Origin of the sequence: Peribacillus sp. NJ11 (assembly GCF_030348405.1) — a bacterium.
Classification (GTDB): Bacteria; Bacillota; Bacilli; order Bacillales; family DSM-1321; genus Peribacillus.
In genome coordinates, this window is record NZ_JAUCFO010000001.1 from 4,885,463 (window position 1) to 4,908,229 (window position 22,767).

The following is a 22,767-nucleotide window of genomic DNA, read 5'->3' on the forward strand; positions in this document are numbered from 1 at the left end:
TATTGCTATACAGTTTCGATCTATCATTTAAGAAATTGGATAGTATATCCCTTTCATATACATCATTATGTAAAAACAAGCCAATCTTCAACGATCAGCTTGTTCCTTGTCTTTTTATTTTTTTAATACCTTAGTTAAAGCCAAGCGTTCCTGCTCCGTCAATGGCACGATTGGAAGTCTGACTGATCCAACGTCAATTCCATATAACTGAAGCGCTGTTTTGACAGGTGCCGGGCTAGGCGCTGCAAACAAACCTTTAATAAGCGGTAACAGTTCCTGATGCAGCCGAGCCGCCTCTTTCAAGTTCCCGATGATAAAAGCCTCCACTATTTTCTGTAACTCTTTACCAGCAATATGTGAAGCAACCGAAACTACACCCACACCACCAATCGCTAGTACAGGCAGTGTTAAAGCGTCGTCCCCACTGTATAATGCAAAATCCTCATCCGTTCCAGCTATGATTTGGGTCATGGCGTTTAAATCCCCGCTCGCTTCCTTCACGGCTACGATATTGGGAATTTTTGAAAGGCGGATGATCGTTTCCGGTTCTATGTTAACCGAAGCGCGCCCAGGAATATTATATACCATTACAGGGAGAGTCGTACTAGCTGCAATAGCTTTAAAATGCTGGTACAGACCTTCCTGATTCGTTTTACTATAATACGGGGCCACCAGCATGATTGCATCGGCGCCATTTTGTTCTGCTTTTTTTGTCAACTCGATGGATGCATACGTATTGTTGCTTCCTGTACCCATGATGATGGGCACCCGTTTTTCAACAACCTTGGAAACATGACGCAATAGCGCAATCTTCTCCTCCGAAGATAAAGTTGGAGATTCCCCTGTCGTTCCCGAAAGCACAAGCGAATCCGTTCCATTCGTTAATAAGTAATTAACCAATGAAGTCGTTTTTTGAAAATCAACATTTCCCTTGCTATCGAAAGGGGTGACCATTGCGGTTGATACTCTACCAAATATCATCATCTAACACCTCTTTAATTTTTAAAACCTTTATTTATTAAAAACCCTATGATTATTGGACTTCACTTTCATGCAGTTGAAATGCATAGTGCAGGGAATTAACAGCTTCGATTAAATCTTCTTCCTTAACGAGCACCCAAATAGTCGTATGGCTGTCCGCTGACTGGAGAATGGCAATTTCCTTCTCGGAAAGCGCTGTAACAATCTTAGCCGCAACGCCCGGCACACCGTTGATGCCTGCACCGACTACGGACACCTTGGCACAATTTCGTTCAATGACCGGTTCATGACCAAGCTCGGCCAAAATCGAGAGGGCAAGCTCTGTCATCTCTTCCGAAACTGTATAAACTACGCCACTTGGATAAATATTTATAAAGTCAACTGAAATGGAGGCATTGGCCATTGCTTTGAAAACTTCTGCCTGTAGATTATATTGATCTTTTTTCGCACGCACCTTGATTTGAGTGATTTTTGGCACATGGGCAATCCCGGTTACGAGCCTTTCACGTATGTCACTACCCTGGCTTCCCTTGTTCACACTTGTAACAAGTGTTCCCAAACCTTCGCTGTATGTTGATCTTATCCGAATCGGCACTTTGGCCTGCATGGCAATTTCAACAGCTCGCGGATGAATGACTTTCGCGCCTTGATAGGCCATGTTGCAAACTTCCGTATATGAAACGATTGATAATGGACGGGCTTTATCGGCAATACGTGGATCTGCCGTCATGATTCCTTCAACATCCGTAAAAATATCGACCCGTTCAGCTTGCAATGCTGCACCTAATGCAGCAGCTGAAGTATCACTTCCACCACGGCCGATGGTCGTGATGTCCCCATTTTTAGCCGCTCCCTGGAATCCTGCTACAACGACAACATCCTTCACTTCCAGTTCTTTCATGAGACGGTCACATTTCATTTCGATTATTTTCGCACTTGAATAGTCGGTATTCGTCAAGAATCCCGCTTGAGCCCCAGTATAAGCGACGGCATCAATACCGTGTTCTAACAGCATGTTGGTAAATACAACAGAAGATATCGTTTCTCCTACTGACATAAGTAAATCCTGTTCTCGTTTTGAAAGGCTGGCTTTTGCTCCATTTACTAGTGAAAGTAAGGTATCCGTTGCATAAGGATCGCCTTTTCTTCCCATTGCAGAAACCACAACCACCACTTTATAGCCTTCTTTAATCGCATTTTCAATATGTCCTTTGGCAAACGATCGGCTTTCCTCATCCCGAACGGATGTCCCACCGAATTTCTGGACGATGATTTTCATAATATGCACCCCAAATATAAGCCAGCTTCCCGATTCGGGAAGCTGACAAAAACTCTCTATCCTATTGGTAATTAATTAAGAATAAATTATTACTTAACGGTAACCAAACCTAATTTCAAAAGGCTTTCAGCAATTTGAACAGAATTCCAAGCCGCTCCTTTTAATAGATTATCGGAAACCACCCATAAATGGAAGCCTTTATCTTCATCCAAATCTTTGCGAATCCGACCGACGAATACATCATTCTTGCCGACGGATGAAGCAGGCGTTGGGTATACTTGTTGTTCCGGTTCATCTTCCAACACTATTCCAGGTGCCGTTCTCATTAAATCTTTGATTTGAGAAGCAGCTATGCCATCCTTTTCAACTTCAATGTAAACAGATTCCGAATGACCCGTTACAACAGGAAGCCTTACGCATGTTGCAGCTACTGAAAGGTCTTGCATATGCATGATTTTCTTTGTTTCATTAATCATTTTCATCTCTTCGAAAGTGAACCCATTATCTTGGAATTTATCGATTTGGGGAATGACGTTAAATGCGATTTGATAATGCTTTTCGTCCCCTTTTACCGGCAAAATTTTCGGATCTATTTCTTTTTCATCAAGCAAGTCGCGAGCTTGTTCCTTTAATTCATTTATCGCTGCAGCCCCCGCACCCGAAACAGCCTGATAGGTAGAAACAACAATTTTTGATAAGCCATATGTCTGGCGGATAGGTTCTAATGCCACAACCATTTGGATGGTTGAACAATTCGGGTTCGCAATGATCCCATTATGATTTTTCAAGTCTTCTTCATTTACTTCAGGAACGACTAGCGGCACATTTTCATCCATGCGGAATGCGCTCGTATTATCCACCACTATCGCTCCGCGTTTCACTGCTTCTGGAGCCAATTCCTTAGACACGCTTCCTCCAGCACTGAATAAAGCGATATCGATGCCTTCAAAGCTTTCAGGTTTTGCTTCCTGCACTTCGATTTCTTCGCCCTTAAACGTAAGTTTGATTCCTGCGGAACGAGCCGATGATAAAAAGATGATTTGTTTAATCGGTAAGTCCCTTTGTTCGAGTGTTGAAATCATTTGTTGTCCTACTGCTCCAGTTGCTCCCACAACTGCAATACGCAATCCCTGTGTCTCAGTCATTTATACATACTCCTTTTCTATCTCTTAAAATTAGTTGTTTTTTTGGATTTACTACTTCTTGTTTAGAATATCATTTATTTTATCACATTAACATTCCAAAGGGTCGCACTTTAACAAAATATTCTGGTAGCGGAGTGGTTTTTTATAACTTCAAGCTACAAATTTATGCATATATGCCAGTCATTAGAAAGCGGGAGCGTGCCAGAAAACTCGTTCAGTCTAAATCATCCTTGAACCTTTCGACGATGACCGGTTGAATCTGTTCCCTTTCCAGTGCTGAAATGATCGTATCCCTAATCATGCTCATCCTGGCAACCATGGAACTTGGCTTGCCTGTTGGATTATCCTGGCCATATGGAACAAAATAAATATCTTTTGCTGCCATCAGCCTCATTAGATTGACACCATTTAACCCAAGTGCATCATTTGTTGATATCGCGACCACGACTGGACGGTGATTTCTCATCGTCGCTTTTGCAGCCATAAGTACAGGCGAATCGGTAAGAGCATTTGCCATTTTACTCATTGAGTTACCCGTTAAAGGAGCGATCACCATACAATCCAGTGGCAATTTAGGTCCTAATGGCTCCGCTTTGACGATTGTATCAACGACATGATTCCCCGTCAATTTTTCAATTCTTTCGACCCAGTCCTCGCCCTTTCCAAAACGGGTTTCCGTGTTCTGTACAGTCGATGTTACGATTGGAATGACTTCCGCCCCTTCATTTACAAGTTTTTCTATTTCCGGAAACACTTCATCATATGTGCAATGTGATCCTGTTAATCCGAAACCAATCCTTTTCCCTTGGAGACTCATAGTTTTTTCCCCTTCCTTTTCAAGCACTCGTCTTGAATCAATAACCCCAGTGCATTCGCTAATATCTGACCAGCCGTTTTCGGGGCAACTATCCCCGGTAAGCTCGGTGCCAACAGCGCTTTAATTCCCCTTTTTTCAGCGTAACGAAAATCCGTCCCCCCCGGTTTTGAAGCAAGGTCGATGATTAATGTATGAACTGGCATATTAGCTATGACTTTTGCGGTAATTATCGGAAAAGGAATCGTATTGATACATATATCAACATTTTTCATTTCTGCAGCAAGATCATTTAAATGAAAAGGGGTTAATGCCATTTCACTGATCCTTGCAATATCCTTGCTTTTTCTTGCCCCCACCTTTACTTTTGCTCCAAGGGCCTGGAATGACCGGGCTACACTCATACCGACCCTTCCCAGTCCGAGAACGGCTACATTCGAACCATGGATAGTAAAATCCGTATGTTGAATGGCCATCATGATCGCACCCTCTACAGTGGGAATCGAATTATAAATAGCCACATCATCACGTTCGAACAATAGAACGAGTTTGCGATCCGCTTTCTTAAATATCCCATTGAGGTAATCGTTACTGATTCCTGCATAAAAAGTACAATGTGCCGGGGTATTTTTTATCATTTCTTCAGTCAAAACAACCTCTTCACTGGAAAAGATCGTCTCCACTTTCCCATCTGAATCCGTGCCCCGGACAGGTAAAATAACTGAATCTATTTCCTTGAAATTTATTTCTTCCATTTTTTCCTTAACCGCTCCGGTAAAAGCATGGTCGAGCTGTTCAAAACCTACCAATAATAGCTTCGCATCAAGCTCCGTCAATTTACGGACAACTTCAAGCTGACGCGCATCTCCACCAATTACAGCAATTTGCATGCCTGTGAGCATTAAAACCGTCACCTTCTTTATATAAAAGATCCTAAACATTCCTCGCTTCATGATAAATTTCCCTCAAGAAGCAATTCGGTTTTTACTACATTCTCTAGTTACCCTGCCATCTTATGTTTTCACTTAAAAAACGGTGATAAGAAAAGAAAAAACGCCTTAGCTATTGACAGCTGAGGCGTTTCGAAAGACCATTTCCAGAAAAACCAAGGAGTATGGTACGAGCGTTCTTATCCGTCCATATGCTCTCCATCTTTATGTAGTCCTTCCTGAAAATCAATGATGACCATATCCGTACCGACTTTTTTTATATGTTCCCATGGCACTCTTATTTCACTGCCATTCCTTAAGAGGCCGAACCATTTGACAGAAGGGATGATCAACGTGGTAATTTGTCCAGTTTCATCTATTTCCAAATCCGTCTGACCAAGGATTCCTAATCTTTCCGCTCTATTCACATCGACTATTTCCTTACCGCTCAGTTCACTCAATCTCAATTTCAGTTCCCCCTTTTTCACCTTCTATTCAATCTATATCCGAAAAAGGTAAACTTAGAATGCATTTATCCAAATATTGTCCATAACACTGGACCCCTCCATTTTCAAAGGCATTTAATAAAAAAAGCCTGCCCCCCATTAATATAAGGAAGGTGCAGACTTGTTCGTTTTTATTTGTCCCAGTTTTCCAGCGGGCTCACTAATGACAAGGAATGTTCAGTAAAGATCTGGTTTGCCAGTTCATTGACGGTATCCTCTGTAACCTCGTCAATCTTGATGATGATATCATCAAGGGAACGGTGCTCACCCAACATAAGCTCATTTTTTCCGTTTCGGCTCATGCGGCTATTCGTGCTCTCAAGGCTGAGCATCAAGCTTCCTTTAAGTTGCTCTTTACTATTTCGTAATTCCTTTTCCGTAATGCCATCTCTTTTTAATGTATCCAGTGTTTCCTGAATGGTTTCATACAGGCTGTCAAGTTGATTTGTGCCTGTCCCCCCATATACTGTCACCATACCGCTATCTTGATAGCTGGAATGATAGGAGTAAACGGAATAGGCAAGGCCGCGTTGTTCCCTCACGTCCTGGAATAGGCGGCTACTCATGCTTCCTCCAAGAATATTATTCAAGGTGATTAAGCTGTATGTTTTTTCATTACCGATTTCCAACCCTTTGTAACCAAGGCATAAGTGGGCTTGTTCCGTATCTTTTTTACGGGTGATCCTATTTTCATGGAAGGAAGGTTTGACCAATTCAAGTCGGTCTTCCCCTCCTTGATACGAACCAAAGTAGCTTTCGACTTCTTGAATCAATTTTTCATCCACATTCCCGGCGATGGATACCACCACTTTATCAGGTGTATACATGTCATGGACGTATTTTTTTAATGTATCACTATTGAATGTTTCAAGCGTATTTTCCGTTCCTAGTATAGGATAGCCAAGAGGATGATTTTCATATACTGCCTTGCTTAAGAGATCATGAACAATGTCATCCGGTGTGTCTTCGTACATTTTGATTTCTTCGTAGACCACATTTTTTTCTTTTTTCAATTCTTCCCCATCAAATGTTGAATTGAAGAACATATCAGCAAGGATTTCAAGCGCATAGCTTGCATGGTTATCCATTACTTTAGCATAATAGCAGGTATACTCTTTTGAAGTGAATGCATTCACCTGTCCGCCAATACTATCGAACGACTCGGCAATTTCACGCGCATTTCTTGTAGTTGTCCCTTTGAAGAACATATGCTCCAGGAAATGTGAAACCCCATTCAATTCAGGTGTTTCATTTCGTGAACCTGTTTTGATCCATACTCCAATTGCTGCTGAGCGGACAGTTGGAATATTTTCCAATACAATTCTAACTCCATTTTGACACGTGTATTTCTTAATCAACTAACATTCCTCCCAATCATTCTATGCTGCTATCGTTAACCAATACATCATGGATTCGATCGCTCTTCATCTACTGCTTCCGAAACGGTAACAACATCCAAGTCTTTCTTTTTTATTTCGATTATTAACGTTTCCAATGACTTTGCAGTAGATTCCGTCGGATGCATTAAAATAAATGCTCCTGGGTGTACCTTAGAAAGCACTCGTTGTTGAAGGACTTCAGGGCTTGGTTTTTGCCAGTCGATCGTATCCACACTCCACATGACAGTTTCCATACCGAAAGAATCCGCGATTTTCACCGTTTCATCCCGATAGCTTCCACTTGGTGGTGCGAACCATTTCATTTTCAAACCTGTCACCGCTTCAATGACTTCGTTCGTTTTTCGAATTTCCTCACGTGTAGCTTGGGCGGATATGTTTTTCATATCGGGATGTGAATAAGAATGATTTCCAATTTCATGCCCGCCACCCACAATCATCTTGGCCAAATCTGGATTTTTCTTGGTCCAATTACCTTCAAGGAAAAAAGTGGCTTTGACATTATTCTTTTTTAATACAGCCAACATATCTTGTAAGTATTCATTCCCCCAGGCCACATTGATTAAAAATGAAACCACTGGCTTTTCTGGATGGGCCCGGTAAATCGGAGCAGGATCCAAATCCTCTATATGTATCTTTGCAGGTACCTGCTGAAATACCAGCTTATCCTTATCGAACACACCCACCTTCTTCATGGCTTTATACGAATCATCAATATTTACCTTAAGTCCATTATATGCAGGAACGGTTTTCCAAACCGAATCTATTCGTGCATCCTGTGGTGCAATCTCATATTTTTTTGTTGATTCTTTTATTTGTAAAAGAAGCTCATCTTCTTGCTTCATTGAAGCAACTGAATGATCTGTTAATTGGGTCAAATAAATTTGTGTATATGGATTTTGCACTAATAACCATGATATACCTGCAATGGCACTTATCGCAACTATCTGCTTCCATTTATTATTCATTTTTTACGCCCCCTTCATACCAAAATGTATGAAGAAAACGGACAAGGTAGAACATGACAAACTTTTAATGCCATTACAACTATGCTTATCCCAATGCTTTTAAACAAAAAAAGCATGCAGATTCACAAGGAATCGCATGCCGGATTTTGATTTCTATTACGATTGAGAAGGGTTAGCTGCCTCTTTTTGCTCTTTCAGGACCGCTTTACGGGAAAGGTTTACCCTTCCTTGCTTATCAATCTCAGTTACTTTAACCAATAATTCATCGCCAAGTGAAACGACATCTTCCACTTTTCCGACTCTTTCTTCAGCCAGTTCAGAAATATGTACCAAACCGTCCTTACCATTGAAGATTTCAACGAATGCACCGAACTTTTCGATACGTTTAACTTTACCTAAGTATAGTTCACCCACAACGACTTCACGTACGATATCCTCGATGATTTTCTTCGCCTTTTGAATCATTGGTTCATCTGTAGAAGATATGAATACCGTTCCATCTTGTTCGATGTCGATTTTCACGCCAGTTTCTTCAATGATTTTATTGATATGTTTTCCGCTCGGTCCAATGACATCACGGATCTTATCCGGATTTATAGACATTGTAACGATTTTTGGGGCATATTTGGATAACTGCTCGCGCGGTTGATTGATTGTTGACATCATTGATTCCAAAATATGCATCCGGCCATGTTTGGCTTGAAGTAAAGCTTCTTCAAGGATTTCTCTTGAAAGTCCCTCAATCTTAATATCCATTTGTAGGGCAGTTACACCTTTTGAAGTCCCTGCGACTTTAAAGTCCATGTCTCCCAGATGATCTTCCATACCTTGAATATCCGTTAAGATTGTATAGTGCTCACCTGTTTTGACAAGTCCCATTGCAATACCGGCAACAGGAGCTTTCAATGGAACACCGGCATCCATCATTGCCAAAGTGCTTGCACAGATACTTGCTTGTGATGTTGAACCGTTTGATTCAAGTACTTCAGACACTAGTCTGATTGTATAAGGGAAATCCTTATCGTTTGGAATGACCGGCTCCAATGCTCTTTCACCAAGTGCACCATGACCAATTTCACGGCGTCCTGCCCCACGGATAGGACCAGTTTCACCAACACTGAAATGCGGGAAGTTATAGTGGTGCATAAAACGTTTTGACTCTTCGGTTCCAAGCCCGTCCAGAATCTGTACATCACCAAGTGCACCTAATGTACAGATCGATAGCGCTTGGGTTTGTCCGCGTGTGAACAATCCAGAACCATGTGTACGAGGCAGAATCGTAACTTCCGATGATAATGGTCTGATTTCATCAGGATTACGGCCATCCGGACGCACTTTTTCTTCCGTAATTAAACGACGGACTTCGGATTTCACCAATTTATTCAGGATTTCTTTGATTTGTTTTAATTTAGCTTCATCAGTTTCTTCTTCATAATGAGCCAACACACGATCTTTCACTTCTTTAATCGCGTCTTCACGAGCATGTTTTTCCTGAACTTGTACAGCTTTGTTCAAGTCTGCTTCACATAGACCCTTCACTTCTGCTTCCAGATCTGCATCCACTTGATATAAAGCGATCTGCATTTTTTCCTTGCCGATTTCAGCAACGATTTTCTCTTGGAATGCAATGATCTTCTTGATTTCATCATGTCCAAACATGATTGCTTCAAGCATGGTTTCCTCTGGTACTTCATTTGCTCCGGCTTCAACCATGTTGATAGCATCTTTAGTACCTGCAACCGTCAAATTGATATCACTTTTTGCAAGTTGGTCAACAGTAGGGTTAATCATGAATTCATTATTGATTCTTCCTACTACAACTCCGGCAATTGGACCTTCGAACGGAATGTCGGAAACTGAAAGTGCAAGGGATGAACCAAGCATCGCTGCCATTTCCGTAGAGCAATCTTGATCGACACTCATGACCATGCTGATGATCTGAACATCGTTCCTGAAGCCATCAGCGAATAACGGGCGTATTGGACGATCAATTAAACGGCTTGCAAGAATTGCCCTTTCACTCGGTCGGCCTTCACGTTTGATGAAGCCCCCTGGAATTTTACCGACTGCATAAAGTCTTTCTTCGTAGTTAACCGTCAAAGGGAAAAAGTCGACATTTCTCGGTTCCTTCGAAGCTGTTGCTGTACTTAATACAGCAGTTTCTCCATAACGGACTAAAACTGCCCCGTTCGCTTGTTTGGCCAATTGCCCTATCTCTACCGTTACATTACGGCCGGCCCAGTCAAATGAATACGTATGTTTTTCCTGTCCCATTTATTAAACCCCTCTCTGAATCTTCACTTAGAGGCTTAGTTTACCTAAACCTGTATTGGATTAAATCATTTATATGTGAAAGTAACTGAACTCGAGTTAAAACCAAACTATTCCTATTATGCACGAAAAAAACAAGCATTAACAGTAAAATGAATAAAAATTTCATTCATTTGATTATGTATATCCTAATCATCTATAAATGGAAAAGGACCCGGCACCTGCCGAGTCCCAAGGACGAAGGCTCAGCCTTTAAGTAGAACACGTCCAAATCATTTGATTAACATCAAAAAAGCGGGAAATTTCCCGCCTTCCTGAAAAAATTATCTACGTAGACCTAATTTGTTAATTAGTGTACGGTAACGAGTAACGTCTTTGTTACGTAGGTAAGTTAAAAGATTACGACGTTTACCTACCATTTTAAGAAGACCGCGACGTGAATGGTGGTCTTTTTTATGTGTGCGTAAGTGACCGTTCAAGTTGTTGATTTCTTCTGTTAATACTGCGATTTGAACTTCTGGAGACCCAGTGTCAGTATCGTGAGTTCTGAACTCAGCGATAAGTTCGTTTTTGCGTACTTGTGTAATTGCCATGTTATTATTCCTCCTAAAATTCTGTAAAATCACCTATTACCGAGCCAGCGTCGGAGTCTCGACTAGCCAAGCAATGGTTATTTTCATACATACAATAGAATACACGTTTTTCATTAAAATTGCAAGTCCTGTCTATCTACTGCCCTTTTATGCTTCCAGCTTTGAAAAATAGGATATTGCATTTTGCTTATCCGTTTCGATCTGAGCGACTAATGCTTCAAGTCCGGAAAATTTCTGCTCACTCCGAAGTCTTGTATGCCATTCAACCGTAACCTGGCTGCCATAAATATCTCTCGAGAACTCCAAGGCATGTACCTCTACAGTTGGATATTTAGGTTTTTCTTCGTGGAACGTTGGTTTGTAACCGACATTGCAAACTCCATCATACCATTTACCGTTTATTTTGATCCTTACAGCATAAACGCCAGCAGCAGGGAAGATATAATCGTCGCTTACTTCAATATTAGCTGTGGGGAATCCCAACTTCCTGCCCCGCTTTTCACCGTGAATGACATGACCTTTCGTCAAATAGCGTCGGCCAGCCAAATGATAAAAGTCGGAAAAGTTGCCATTACCGAGAGTTTCCCTAATTCTTGTCGAGCTAACCTTCTCATCTTCAAGTGTCTGTTTTGCAACGACCGTCTGCGAAAACCTTCCTTGTGCGTAAACAGGCAAATCTTCCATCGACCCTTGACCATAGCGGCCGTATGAATAATCAAACCCTGCTACTACGTGACGGACATTTAGACCGGCAATGTATTCATCAACGAACCGTTCCGGCAGTACCGAAGCAAATTCCTTGCTGAAATGGACAATGAATAAATAATCTATCTCCATCGACTCTATGATATCCACCTTATCTTCAAGTGGAGTGATATAGCGGATATTTTCCGTTTTCCTCCCTAGTACTGCAGAAGGATGGGGGTCAAATGTCATGACTGCTGACTTAAGATTCATTTCATCGGCTTTTTGCTTGGCGGTTTGAATAACAATCTGATGTCCTTTATGTATACCATCAAAAAATCCAAGCGCCATTACAAGCTCAGGAAAATCATCCGATTTAAATTGATGAGGATGCTCTATTGCGATCACTTTCACCTTTCAATCTCCTCTTTCCGACGGTAAAACGGTCTATAATTCTTGTGCCAATACTTTTACAGGTTTAATTAATCCCACTTTTGTCGGATGTATTTGATAAATGGCAATGGCCTTATCGGATGTGTCAACCATCACAAAAGGCTTCCCTTTTTCAACAACGACATCCTCTGTTTGTTCCAATACCGCACCGTTAAGTACTTTCTTTGCTACTTTATCACTAATCTGAAATTTGGGCAAATGAAATAATCCCCGCTCCAAAGGCAATAGAAAATCATCCGTTCTTCCGGTTTCCATGAAGGATTCCACCTCAGCAAATGTAAAACAGTCCTCTTGCTTAAAACCTGCTGATTCAATACGGGTCAAATCTGACATATGTGCAGGAAACCCAAGTGCTTCACCCATCATGACTGCTAGCGTCCGAATATACGTTCCTTTGCTGCACTTGACGCGAAAACGAAAAGAAATGGTTTCCCCTTTGAATTCAGAACGATCATCGAGTAGGGTAATATCGTAGATGGATACCTCCCTTGTCGGCCTTTCCACTTCCACCCCTGCACGAGCATATTCATATAACTTCTTCCCGTTTACCTTTACGGCTGAAAACATCGGCGGCGTCTGTTTAATTTTCCCAGTCAATGATTCCAACACTTCTAGGATCCGTTCACGCTGAATCACTTGATCAATCTTTTTCTCTTCCACTTTTTCACCGCTTGCGTCTTCAGTTGTCGTTGAAAAACCAAGGGTCACTTCCCCTTCATACGCTTTACCGGATTCTGTCAAATATTCAGCGATTTTAGTTGCCCTGCCAATACAAATAGGTAAAACCCCTGTTACATCCGGATCTAAAGTACCTGTATGCCCAACCTTTTTTGTCTTTAAAATTTTTCTTAATTTAAAAACACAATCATGGGATGTCAATCCCTTGGGTTTCCATAATGGAAGAATACCGTTCACGCTTTCACCTCATCATTTATAAAACACCCTAAACGTTATCATGTAGCAAAATGGAGTCCATTCCGAAAGGTGTTTTTTACTTTTTTACATATTTCGTTTTCAAAAAAAAGAGACCGACTTCAAGAAGTGCAAAGCACTTATTGAGTCGGCCTCCTTTTACTGCTTGCTTATTCTTCGTCTTTTTCAGCCGGTTTTTCCTCTGAATTGATTTGGGAAATCAACGACTCGATACGATTACCATAATCGACCGATTCATCAAATTCAAAAAACAGCTCAGGGGTTTTGCGCAGGCGGATTCTTTGCCCAATTTCTGAACGCATGAATCCTTTGGCCTTTGCTAGGCCTTGAAGGGTTTTCTCCCGTTGTTCCTGGTCACCCAAAACGGAAATATAAACTGTTGCCTGTTGTAAATCGCCTGTGACCGCGACATCCGTCACGGTAACAAATCCGATTCTTGGATCTTTAATCTTTCGGCCGATAATTTCACTCAGCTCTTTTTTCATTTGTTCGCCAACACGATTTGAACGAAGGCTCATAATATCACCTCGATAGCCTAAAGCCAGTCTATATCTGTTATTGTTCGCTCTAGTTCCGGAAAAGAATCTAGAAATTTAAGGGCATTTTGAAGTTCCCGCTCTGTAGCCTTCCTTGAGGACGTTACGGTTACGATAGTAATCTTTGTCCGTTGCCATAAATCCTGAAAATCGGTCTCGGCTACAGAAATATTGAACTTCTGTTTAAGCCGTGTCATGACACGCTGAAGCACGGCCCGTTTTTCTTTCAAAGAATGGGTGTCATGGATGATGCATTCACATTGGACGGAGCCAACGATCATTTACGTTCGATCTCTTCCATTACATACGCTTCGATTACATCGCCTTCTTTAAGGTCGTTGTAATTTTTAATGGTAATACCGCACTCATAGTTTGTTGCCACTTCTTTTACATCATCTTTAAAGCGTTTCAATGCATCAATTTCACCTTCGTAAATGACGACACCTTCACGAATTAAGCGAATTCCGCTATCACGTGTAATTTTTCCTTCTGTAACATATGAACCGGCGATCGTACCAACTTTTGATACTTTGAATGTCGTACGAACTTCGGCCTGACCAATAATTTTTTCTTCGAATTCAGGGTCAAGCATCCCTTTCATAGCCGATTCGATCTCTTCGATCGCTTTATAGATGATGCGGTGAAGGCGAACATCAACATTTTCCGATTCAGCTGCACGCTTAGCATTCACGTCAGGACGAACGTTAAATCCGATGACGATTGCATTGGAAGCTGTAGCAAGGATGATGTCAGACTCTGTTATTGCACCGACGCCAGTGTGTATGATTTTCACTTTAGCGCCTTCCACTTCTATTTTATTCAGGGAAGCGGCTACTGCTTCCGCAGAACCTTGAACATCCGCTTTTAGAATGATGTTCAATTCTTTAATTTCCCCTTCTTTCATTTGCTCGAACAATGTATCAAGCGTTACACGGGATTTTTCATTACGTTGTGAAGCAAGTTGTCTCTGCGCACGCACTTCCCCAACTTGACGGGCCGTTTTCTCATCTTCAAAGACGATGAAACGATCACCGGCCTGCGGCACTTCATTCAATCCAGTGATTTCAACCGGTGTTGAAGGACCTGCATCCTTAACACGGCGTCCAAGATCGTTAAGCATAGCACGTACACGTCCGAATGTATTACCGATAACAATCGGATCTCCGACCTTCAACGTTCCGTTTTGAACTAACAAAGTAGCAACCGATCCGCGACCTTTATCCAAACGCGCTTCGATAACCGTACCATTCGCTTTACGAGTTGGATTCGCTTTATACTCTTCCACTTCACTGACAAGAAGAATCATTTCAAGCAAGCTATCGATACCTTCACCGTTTTTAGCTGAAATAGGTACGAAAATTGTGTCTCCGCCCCATGCTTCAGAAACTAAGCCATGTTCTGTCAATTCTTGCATGACACGGTCCGGATTAGCAGCTTCTTTATCCATTTTATTAACAGCAACGATAATTGGAACTTCTGCCGCTTTAGCATGGTTAATCGCTTCAATCGTTTGAGGCATAACACCATCATCCGCCGCTACGACCAGGATGGTGATATCAGTAACTTGTGCACCGCGGGCACGCATCGTTGTAAACGCAGCATGTCCTGGTGTATCTAGGAATGTTATTTTTTTATCGTTTACTTTAACTTGATAAGCACCGATATGCTGAGTGATCCCACCTGCTTCACCTTCTGTTACTTTTGTATGGCGTATAGAATCAAGCAATGTCGTTTTACCATGGTCTACGTGCCCCATGATCGTCACGACAGCCGGACGTTCAATCAAATCTTCAGAAGCGTCTTCAGTGACTAGTGACTCAAGGTCAGTCAGGTCAACACGAATTTCTTCTTCGGCCACTACACCGTATTCCGCACAAATCAATTCAATTGCATCTTTATCCAAAGTTTGGTTGATTGTAGCCATGACACCAAGCATAAAGAGCTTTTTAATGATTTCAGAAGGTTCACGGTGAAGTTTTTTACCAAGTTCCATAACCGTCAATGACTCATAAAACGTAATTTTCTCTGGAAGCTCTCTTTCTTTACGTTTTGTAACGGGAGCCTGAGGTGCTTGTTGTCTTTGTTTATTATTCTTATTCTTATTATTGCGACCCCTGTTAAACTGCCCAGTTGGTTTTTTCGTACCTACTGGCTTAACTGGTGGTTTCTTCTTCAGTTTTTCTTTATTTACTGTGCTCTTTTCATCCGCTTCAGCTTCGTACTTCGCAACCGTAGCGTTAGCTTTTGGTTCAGCAGCTTGGCTTTTATCTTCATTTTTAGGTTTAATTGAATCGTTTAATTTATTTACAGTTGAATCGTCTAATGCTGTCATATGGTTTGTTACCTCTATATTCATTTCTTTAAGTTTATTTATTACATCCTTGCTTGAAACGTTCTTTTGTTTTGCATATTCATATACACGCAATTTTGTCATACGTTCACCCCCGTAAAATTTAATCGAGCAGCGTTCGGAGTTTTTGTGCAAAACCTTCATCCAGAACTGCGACGGCAACTCTAGCATCCTTACCTATCGCATGGCCGAGCATAGACCTGCTTTCGACTCTTTTTAAAGGAACCTGATAAAATGCGCACTTATCAGATATTTTTTTTTCAGTGTTTTTTGAAGCGTCCGCGGATAAAATAACAACTTTGGCATTACCGCTTCTAATCTCTTTAACCACTAATTCTTCACCCGAAATTAGCTTGCGTGCTCGATTGGCCAAACCTAATAGAGACATCCATTGTTGTTGTTGGGTCATGGTGTTAGTTTTTCTCCTTATTCACTAATTCAAGCAATTGTTCATAAAGGGAAGAATCGATTTGGGTACTAAGGTGATTAGCCAGCACATTTTTCTTTTTGGCCAGCTCGATAACATCCCGATCAAGAGTCAAATAAGCTCCCCTTCCCGATTTCTTTCCGGTCGGATCAAGGCTGACTTCCCCTTCTTTAGATCGAACGATGCGAATGAGTTCTTTTTTCGGCTTCATTTCGCCTGTAGCCACACATTTACGCATCGGGATTTTTTTTCGGCTATTCATCTTTTTTCACCTCTGAATTACTCATTATCCTCTTCGAAATCTGTTTCCTCTTCATTAACACTATCTCTGCTCAAAAGGAATTCCTGTTCTTCCACTGGATAAATACCAGCTTCGCGGGCTTCCGTTTCACTCTTGATATCAATTTTCCAGCCTGTAAGTTTGGCAGCTAAACGGGCATTTTGTCCACGCTTACCAATTGCCAGGGAAAGTTGATAATCCGGAACGATTACGGTAGTCGCCTTTTCCTCTTCTTTTACGATGACTTCAAGTACTTTTGAAGGGCTTAAAGCATTCGCAACGAAAATGACCGGATTCTCCGACCATTTAACGATATCGATCTTTTCACCTTTCAATTCATTGACGATGGCCTGAACACGTTGTCCTTTTTGGCCTACACAGGAACCGACAGGATCGACTTCTTCGTTATCGGAGTGCACGGAGATTTTTGAACGGTCGCCTGCTTCGCGGGCAACTGACTTAATTTCCACTGTTCCATCGAAAATTTCAGGCACTTCGATTTCGAATAAACGTTTTAAAAGACCAGGATGTGAACGGGATACAAAAATTTGCGGGCCCTTGGAAGTCTTTTCAACTTTAGTGATGAAAACTTTAATGCGATCATGAGGTTTATACTGTTCATTCGGCATTTGCTCATTAACCGGGAGCAAAGCTTCGATTTTACCTAGGCTCACATAAATGAATCGGGAATCCTGGCGTTGAACGATGCCAGTCATGATATCCTCTTCACGATCAATGAACTCGGCGTAAATGATGCCTCTTTCTGCTTCACGCACCCTTTGAGTAACGACTTGTTTGGCAGTTTGTGCAGCAATACGGCCGAAATCCTTTGGTGTTACTTCCATTTCGACAATATCCTCTAACTGATAGTTGGGATCAATTGCTCTTGCTTCATCAACAGAAATTTCCAGACGTGAATCGAATACTTCGTCAACAACGTCTTTTCTGGCAAATACACGCATAGTTCCTTTACCAAGATTCAAGTCGATACGTACATTTTGTGCTTGGTTAAAGTTACGGCGATATGCCGATATAAGAGCAGCTTCAATCGCGTCGATCAAAACTTCCCTGGAAATTCCTTTTTCGTTTTCTAAAATATAGAGAGCATCCAATAACTCATTGCCCATGGTGATCCCCCTTACGGATATTTAAATATTTAATGATTTGCTTGACTTAAGAGAAGGTAATCGCCAATCTTGCTTTGGCCACCTTTTCGAATGGTATGACAATCGTTTTCTTTCTTGTCTTGATTCTGACTTCGAGTGTCACTTCTTTACCATCGAAACTGGTTAAGATTCCTTCGAATTCTTTTTCATCTAAAATGGGCTCGTATGTTTTTATGTAAACATTTTTACCGATAGCTTTAAGGAAATCCTTCTCTTTTTTCAGAGGCCTTTCAGCTCCGGGTGATGAAACTTCGAGAAAATAATTTTGTGGAATCGGATCAACCTCATCAAGCTTTTCACTGAGTTTTTCACTCACATTTCCGCAATCTTCAATATCTACGCCTGTTTCTTTATCAATGTACACTCGAAGGAACCAGCTTTTACCTTCCTTCACATACTCCACTTCGACTAATTCAAGCTGCAATTCATCAAGAATTGGTAATGCTAATTCTTCTACAACTTCCGTTACCTTTTTACTCATTTGTTTCCTCCATACGTGCGTTGTATGCGCTTGGTTTCGGATTCAAAATTAAATGGTCAATACAACACGAAAGAGTGGGTTTCCCCACTCTTGCCATTGGTTCCTCTTAGTATTTCCAATAAAAATATACCATAATCAAGATATTTATGCAAATATCATGTCTGTTTCTTCCTTTTTTCCATCAGTTTCCTCTTTAAAATAAAGATAACTGATTTTGTTCAGGCAATGATTCCAGACATCCTTGTTTATCAAGGTATTCAAGGATGGTCTTCGAAACCTTCCCCCGTTGCTGTAGGTCTTCTTTCGAAAGGAATTCACCATTCTTGCGTGCGTTGACGATATTGATGGCGGCGTTCGTTCCAAGACCAGGTATTGAATTGAAAGGCGGAATCAAATTAGTTCCTTCAATTATGAATTGATCAGCACTGGATTTGTATAAATCCACTTTAGCGAATGCATAGCCGCGTTCACACATTTCCAAAGCTAGTTCAAGAACCGTCAATGTATTCTTTTCCTTTGTAGATGCATCCAATCCCTTTACGGTAATTTCTTCCATTTTCGTTTTGATTGCTTGCGATCCCCGTGTCATGGCGTCGATTTCAAAATCATCGGCACGTACCGTGAAATAGGCTGCATAATACAATAAAGGCAGATGCACTTTAAAATAGGCAATCCGGACAGCCATTAAGACGTAAGCTGCAGCATGGGCTTTCGGGAACATGTATTTAATCTTCTTACATGAATCGATATACCATTCCGGCACCTCATTTTTCCTCATTTCCTCTTCGAATTCCTCCGAGAGCCCTTTCCCTTTACGTACAGATTCCATTATTTTAAACGCTAGGGAAGGATCTAGACCTTGATAAATCAGATAGACCATAATATCATCCCGGCAACCGATAACCTCACTTAGTGTACATATCCGGTTGTGGATCAGCTCCTGTGCATTGCTCAGCCATACATCCGTACCGTGAGAAAGCCCTGAGATCTGAACAAGCTCGGAAAATGTTGTAGGTTTCGTATCTTCAAGCATCTGCCGGACGAAACGGGTTCCAAATTCGGGAATGCCGAGCGTACCCGTTTTACACATGATCTGTTCTTCGGTAACTCCTAATGATTCGGTACTGCTGAATATTTTCATTACTTCAGGATCATCAGTAGGAACGGTCTTTGGATCGATGCCGCTTAAATCTTGAAGCATCCGGATTACAGTCGGATCATCATGTCCAAGTATATCGAGTTTCAAAATATTATCGTGAATGGAATGGAAATCAAAGTGAGTTGTTTTCCACTCGGAGTTCCTGTCATCCGCCGGGAACTGAATAGGTGTGAAATCATAAATATCCATATAATCCGGAACAACGATGATTCCGCCTGGATGCTGTCCTGTCGTCCGTTTCACCCCAGTACAACCGGCAACAAGGCGATCAGTCTCAGCTCCGCGCATATGGATGTTATTATCAGCGGAATATCCCTTTACATATCCATAAGCCGTTTTTTCAGCGACCGTACCAATTGTTCCCGCACGATATACATATTCTTCACCGAATAAGACTTTAGTATAGTTATGGGCCTTTGGCTGATATTCACCGGAAAAGTTCAAGTCGATATCGGGAACCTTATCCCCTTTAAATCCAAGGAAGGTTTCGAACGGGATATCATGCCCGTCTTTTGTATAAGCAATGCCACAATCGGGACAATCTTTATCTGGCAGGTCGAATCCCGAACCTACTGAACCGTCATTGAAGAATTCGGATTTCTTGCACTCCGGACATACATAATGCGGTGGAAGCGGATTTACCTCCGTTATTTCAGTCATCGTTGCAACGAAAGATGATCCAACCGATCCCCTTGAGCCAACTAGATAGCCATCATTCAATGATTTTTTTACTAGTTTGTGAGAAATTAAATAAATAACGGCAAATCCATGGCCAATGATGCTTTTCAATTCTTTCTCAAGACGGGCTTCCACGATTTCCGGCAGGTTCTCTCCATAAATCTTCCTTGCCATGCCATAGCTCATCTCACGCATCTCTTCTTCGGCACCTTCGATTTTAGGTGTATATAGCTCGTCCTTGATTGGCTTGATTTCTTCAATCATATCAGCGATTTTATTCGTGTTGGTTACCACGACCTCTTTGGCTTTCTCAGAACCAAGGAAGGAAAATTCCCGTAGCATTTCATCCGTAGTCCGAAAATGTACGTCAGGCAGCTTATGACGATTCAGCGGGTTTGCTCCACCTTGTGAATTTACAAGGATTTTCCGGTAAATTTTATCATTCGGATCCAAATAATGCACATTTCCCGTTGCTACGACAGGTTTATCCAATTTTTCACCAAGCTTGACGATATTGGATATGATCGTTTCTAACGATTTATCATCCCGGACATATTCAAGCTCAATCAAATGCTGATACACTTCCTTCGGATGGATTTCAAGATAATCGTAGAATTCGGCGATATCGACGACTTCCTCAAAACCCTTCTGCATCATCCCTTCAAAAACTTCCCCTTTATCGCATCCCGACCCGACCAAAATTCCTTCACGATACTTTTTAAGTTGTGAGCGTGGTATCCGGGGCACACGATAAAAATAATCGATATGCGCTATTGAAATTAATTTGAAAAGGTTTTTTAAGCCTGCCTGCGTTTGCGCGATCAACGTACAATGGGACGGCCGGGAACGCTGATAAGCATTCCCTTTACCCATATTGTCATTAAGCTGATCATGATGGGTAATCTCTTTTTCCATTGCATCCTTCAGCATTTTCAGCATAAGGTAACCTGTAGCTTCGGCATCATAAATGGCCCTATGATGTTGAGTCAAATCAATATCGAACTTTTTACATAATGTATTTAACCGGTGATTTTTAAACTCCGGATATAAGAACCGGGCAAGTTCCAATGTATCAAGAACAGGATTGGAAGCTTTAGGATAACCCATGTTTTTATAACCTATATTCAAAAAGCCCATATCGAAGGCTGCGTTGTGTGCAACCAAGATTGCATCGCCTGCCCAGTTCTTGAACTTTTCTAGTACTTCCGAGACTTCTGGAGCATTTTCTACAAGATCATCAGTGATTCCAGTCAAGTCTATCGTCGTATTCGATAATGGGTGGTGCGGATTTGCAAATGACTCGAATCGATCAATGATGTCACCGTCACGAATTTTCACTGCAGCAAATTCAATGATCGTATCATAAACGGCAGACAGACCTGTCGTCTCAACATCAAACACAACGTAGGTGGCATCTGCCAAAGGAATATGTGCCTCATTATAAACAATGGGCACCCCATCATTCACAAGGTTCACTTCGACTCCATAAAGGATTTTGATACCATTCTTTTTCCCGGCACTATAAGCTTCAGGGAATGATTGTGCACCTGCATGATCCGTAATCGCCACTGCCTTATGCCCCCACTTGGCAGCCTGGGCTACAAGCGCAGAAGTAGGTGTCACTGCATCCATCTGACTCATTGGGGTATGCATATGCAGTTCTACACGCTTTTCACCTTCAGGTGCCTTATCCTGCCGTCCTTGTTTAGATATTTCATTAATATCATTTGCAATCATTACCAGGTCACGTACGAAAGTATCATTTTGGATACTGCCTTGGGCACGTACCCACATCCCTTTTTTCACTCTGGCAAGTATGGCAGCATCCTCTTTATCACGCGAAAACATTTTGACCAATATCGAGCTCGTATAATCGGTGACTTTAAAAGTCAACAGGCTCCGGCCGCTTCGTAACTCACGTACTTCTGCATCAAACACGAAGCCCTCGATAGCAATCCTGCGCTCTTCATCTATAATCTGTTCGATTCTGCGGAAATCCGCATCTTCTTTAATCGTATAACCAATTTTAACAGGTCCTTCGTAGACGCCGTCGTCCCCGCCTTTTTCCGATTCTTTCTTCTGCATTTCCACTAAGGCAGCAAGTCCCTTTTCAGCGTCTTCCTTTTGTTTCTCTTCTAGAAACTTCTGGTAATCAGGATTCGAAACCGTCTCTTTCACTTCCGCTTCCAGAGTCAGCGGGGGAAAACCGAATGTTTGGTAGATATTAGAAATGATGCTGGAGTATTTTCGTTTTAACTGGCCAGCCTCCGTATCATTCCGGGCGCTTACAATAAGTTTATATCCATTCACGGTGGGCTCTTGTTCATTCAGAAGTGATAACAGTGCTGGAGACATGCCCTCAAGCTCGCCAATGCAGTTTTTCCAATACTCTTTTACCAATTGTTCCGTCACTTGCGGGTTGGCCACATTCAAGTTGAAAGTGACCTTCGCAATATGGGAAAACGTACTTGCTAAATGAGTAGCAAGTCTTGTATGAACACTGCAAGGAATTAATGCAGGTATATTAAAGGCAAAATGCCATGTTTTGGATTCCCTCTCGATTGAGAGTTTATCAATTTCGGCACCTATGAAATAATTCACAAAGGCATCCTCAGTCAAGTCCATTTGCTGGAGCAAGAGTTGAAATCTCTCTCTACCGCTATTTGGATTTTGATCCATTTCCTCTCTCCCCTATCTACTATCTCTCAAGATATTATTCACTTTCATTTTCACTACG

Annotated in this window: 20 protein-coding genes; all 20 read right to left on the minus strand. The window is 41.6% G+C overall.

Features of this window, described 5'->3' with window-relative positions; all coding sequences use genetic code 11:
* Nucleotides 1–114: 114 nt before the first annotated feature.
* Nucleotides 115–984 (minus strand): 4-hydroxy-tetrahydrodipicolinate synthase, encoded by an 870-nt coding sequence (dapA, locus tag QUF86_RS23835; RefSeq protein WP_289317115.1) that lies wholly within the window; start codon nucleotides 982–984, stop codon nucleotides 115–117.
* Nucleotides 985–1,033: 49 nt separating this feature from the next.
* Nucleotides 1,034–2,260: an aspartate kinase gene (gene dapG, locus QUF86_RS23840; RefSeq protein ID WP_289317116.1), complete on the minus strand. Its 1,227-nt coding sequence runs from the start codon at nucleotides 2,258–2,260 to the stop codon at nucleotides 1,034–1,036.
* A gap of 89 nt (nucleotides 2,261–2,349) precedes the next feature.
* Nucleotides 2,350–3,405: an aspartate-semialdehyde dehydrogenase gene (asd, locus tag QUF86_RS23845; protein WP_289317117.1), complete on the minus strand. Its 1,056-nt coding sequence runs from the start codon at nucleotides 3,403–3,405 to the stop codon at nucleotides 2,350–2,352.
* Nucleotides 3,406–3,619: 214 nt separating this feature from the next.
* Nucleotides 3,620–4,222, minus strand: a complete 603-nt coding sequence (locus QUF86_RS23850) for a dipicolinate synthase subunit B (RefSeq protein ID WP_289317118.1) — start codon at nucleotides 4,220–4,222, stop codon at nucleotides 3,620–3,622.
* Entirely contained in the window at nucleotides 4,219–5,121 is a 903-nt protein-coding gene (dpaA, locus tag QUF86_RS23855; RefSeq protein WP_289318432.1) for a dipicolinic acid synthetase subunit A, read from the minus strand. Before dpaA ends, QUF86_RS23850 begins: the two co-directional genes overlap by 4 nt.
* 227 nt (nucleotides 5,122–5,348) lie before the next feature.
* The gene (locus QUF86_RS23860) at nucleotides 5,349–5,615 is read right to left on the minus strand and encodes a YlmC/YmxH family sporulation protein (protein ID WP_289317119.1); all 267 of its coding nucleotides are present in this window, start codon (nucleotides 5,613–5,615) and stop codon (nucleotides 5,349–5,351) included.
* 170 nt (nucleotides 5,616–5,785) lie between these two features.
* Complete coding sequence (locus QUF86_RS23865; protein ID WP_289317120.1) at nucleotides 5,786–7,012, minus strand: M16 family metallopeptidase; 1,227 nt, start codon at nucleotides 7,010–7,012, stop codon at nucleotides 5,786–5,788.
* Between the two features lie 47 nt (nucleotides 7,013–7,059).
* A complete protein-coding gene (locus tag QUF86_RS23870; RefSeq protein ID WP_289317121.1) occupies nucleotides 7,060–8,019 on the minus strand; it encodes a polysaccharide deacetylase family protein in 960 nt (319 codons plus the stop codon).
* 156 nt (nucleotides 8,020–8,175) lie between these two features.
* A complete protein-coding gene (pnp, locus tag QUF86_RS23875; RefSeq protein ID WP_289317122.1) occupies nucleotides 8,176–10,293 on the minus strand; it encodes a polyribonucleotide nucleotidyltransferase in 2,118 nt (705 codons plus the stop codon).
* A gap of 320 nt (nucleotides 10,294–10,613) precedes the next feature.
* Nucleotides 10,614–10,883, minus strand: coding sequence for a 30S ribosomal protein S15 (gene rpsO, locus QUF86_RS23880; RefSeq protein WP_053345367.1), 270 nt, complete (start codon nucleotides 10,881–10,883; stop codon nucleotides 10,614–10,616).
* A gap of 147 nt (nucleotides 10,884–11,030) precedes the next feature.
* Nucleotides 11,031–11,981 carry a bifunctional riboflavin kinase/FAD synthetase gene (ribF, locus tag QUF86_RS23885; protein WP_289317123.1) on the minus strand — a complete coding sequence of 317 codons (951 nt, stop codon included), beginning with the start codon at nucleotides 11,979–11,981 and terminating at the stop codon, nucleotides 11,031–11,033.
* 33 nt (nucleotides 11,982–12,014) lie between these two features.
* Nucleotides 12,015–12,935: a tRNA pseudouridine(55) synthase TruB gene (gene truB / locus QUF86_RS23890; protein WP_289335898.1), complete on the minus strand. Its 921-nt coding sequence runs from the start codon at nucleotides 12,933–12,935 to the stop codon at nucleotides 12,015–12,017.
* A 167-nt stretch (nucleotides 12,936–13,102) separates the two neighbouring features.
* The gene (gene rbfA / locus QUF86_RS23895; protein WP_289317125.1) at nucleotides 13,103–13,471 is read right to left on the minus strand and encodes a 30S ribosome-binding factor RbfA; all 369 of its coding nucleotides are present in this window, start codon (nucleotides 13,469–13,471) and stop codon (nucleotides 13,103–13,105) included.
* 17 nt (nucleotides 13,472–13,488) lie between these two features.
* Complete coding sequence (locus tag QUF86_RS23900) at nucleotides 13,489–13,770, minus strand: DUF503 domain-containing protein (protein ID WP_057913375.1); 282 nt, start codon at nucleotides 13,768–13,770, stop codon at nucleotides 13,489–13,491.
* On the minus strand, nucleotides 13,767–15,923 hold the full coding sequence (gene infB, locus QUF86_RS23905; RefSeq protein WP_289317126.1) for a translation initiation factor IF-2: 2,157 nt from the start codon (nucleotides 15,921–15,923) through the stop codon (nucleotides 13,767–13,769). Before infB ends, QUF86_RS23900 begins: the two co-directional genes overlap by 4 nt.
* Nucleotides 15,924–15,942: 19 nt before the next feature.
* On the minus strand, nucleotides 15,943–16,248 hold the full coding sequence (locus tag QUF86_RS23910; RefSeq protein WP_061144653.1) for a YlxQ family RNA-binding protein: 306 nt from the start codon (nucleotides 16,246–16,248) through the stop codon (nucleotides 15,943–15,945).
* Between the two features lie 4 nt (nucleotides 16,249–16,252).
* The gene (gene rnpM, locus QUF86_RS23915; RefSeq protein ID WP_061462443.1) at nucleotides 16,253–16,528 is read right to left on the minus strand and encodes an RNase P modulator RnpM; all 276 of its coding nucleotides are present in this window, start codon (nucleotides 16,526–16,528) and stop codon (nucleotides 16,253–16,255) included.
* A gap of 17 nt (nucleotides 16,529–16,545) precedes the next feature.
* Nucleotides 16,546–17,673 carry a transcription termination factor NusA gene (gene nusA, locus QUF86_RS23920; RefSeq protein WP_289335900.1) on the minus strand — a complete coding sequence of 376 codons (1,128 nt, stop codon included), beginning with the start codon at nucleotides 17,671–17,673 and terminating at the stop codon, nucleotides 16,546–16,548.
* A gap of 46 nt (nucleotides 17,674–17,719) precedes the next feature.
* A complete protein-coding gene (rimP, locus tag QUF86_RS23925) occupies nucleotides 17,720–18,193 on the minus strand; it encodes a ribosome maturation factor RimP (protein WP_289317128.1) in 474 nt (157 codons plus the stop codon).
* A 193-nt stretch (nucleotides 18,194–18,386) separates the two neighbouring features.
* Complete coding sequence (locus QUF86_RS23930; RefSeq protein ID WP_289335901.1) at nucleotides 18,387–22,709, minus strand: PolC-type DNA polymerase III; 4,323 nt, start codon at nucleotides 22,707–22,709, stop codon at nucleotides 18,387–18,389.
* Nucleotides 22,710–22,767 lie beyond the last annotated feature (58 nt).

Coding starts and splice junctions, on each gene's coding strand:
- nusA (WP_289335900.1), bottom strand. CDS start 17,673: ATGGGCAATGAGTTATTGGATGCTCTCTATATTTTAGAAAACGAAAAA.
- rpsO (WP_053345367.1), bottom strand. CDS start 10,883: ATGGCAATTACACAAGTACGCAAAAACGAACTTATCGCTGAGTTCAGA.
- QUF86_RS23930 (WP_289335901.1), bottom strand. CDS start 22,709: ATGGATCAAAATCCAAATAGCGGTAGAGAGAGATTTCAACTCTTGCTC.
- infB (WP_289317126.1), bottom strand. CDS start 15,923: ATGACAAAATTGCGTGTATATGAATATGCAAAACAAAAGAACGTTTCA.
- QUF86_RS23850 (WP_289317118.1), bottom strand. CDS start 4,222: ATGAGTCTCCAAGGGAAAAGGATTGGTTTCGGATTAACAGGATCACAT.
- rnpM (WP_061462443.1), bottom strand. CDS start 16,528: ATGAATAGCCGAAAAAAAATCCCGATGCGTAAATGTGTGGCTACAGGC.
- dapG (WP_289317116.1), bottom strand. CDS start 2,260: ATGAAAATCATCGTCCAGAAATTCGGTGGGACATCCGTTCGGGATGAG.
- QUF86_RS23870 (WP_289317121.1), bottom strand. CDS start 8,019: ATGAATAATAAATGGAAGCAGATAGTTGCGATAAGTGCCATTGCAGGT.
- dapA (WP_289317115.1), bottom strand. CDS start 984: ATGATGATATTTGGTAGAGTATCAACCGCAATGGTCACCCCTTTCGAT.
- QUF86_RS23900 (WP_057913375.1), bottom strand. CDS start 13,770: ATGATCGTTGGCTCCGTCCAATGTGAATGCATCATCCATGACACCCAT.
- rbfA (WP_289317125.1), bottom strand. CDS start 13,471: ATGAGCCTTCGTTCAAATCGTGTTGGCGAACAAATGAAAAAAGAGCTG.
- QUF86_RS23910 (WP_061144653.1), bottom strand. CDS start 16,248: ATGACCCAACAACAACAATGGATGTCTCTATTAGGTTTGGCCAATCGA.
- dpaA (WP_289318432.1), bottom strand. CDS start 5,121: ATGCTCACAGGCATGCAAATTGCTGTAATTGGTGGAGATGCGCGTCAG.
- rimP (WP_289317128.1), bottom strand. CDS start 18,193: ATGAGTAAAAAGGTAACGGAAGTTGTAGAAGAATTAGCATTACCAATT.
- pnp (WP_289317122.1), bottom strand. CDS start 10,293: ATGGGACAGGAAAAACATACGTATTCATTTGACTGGGCCGGCCGTAAT.
- asd (WP_289317117.1), bottom strand. CDS start 3,405: ATGACTGAGACACAGGGATTGCGTATTGCAGTTGTGGGAGCAACTGGA.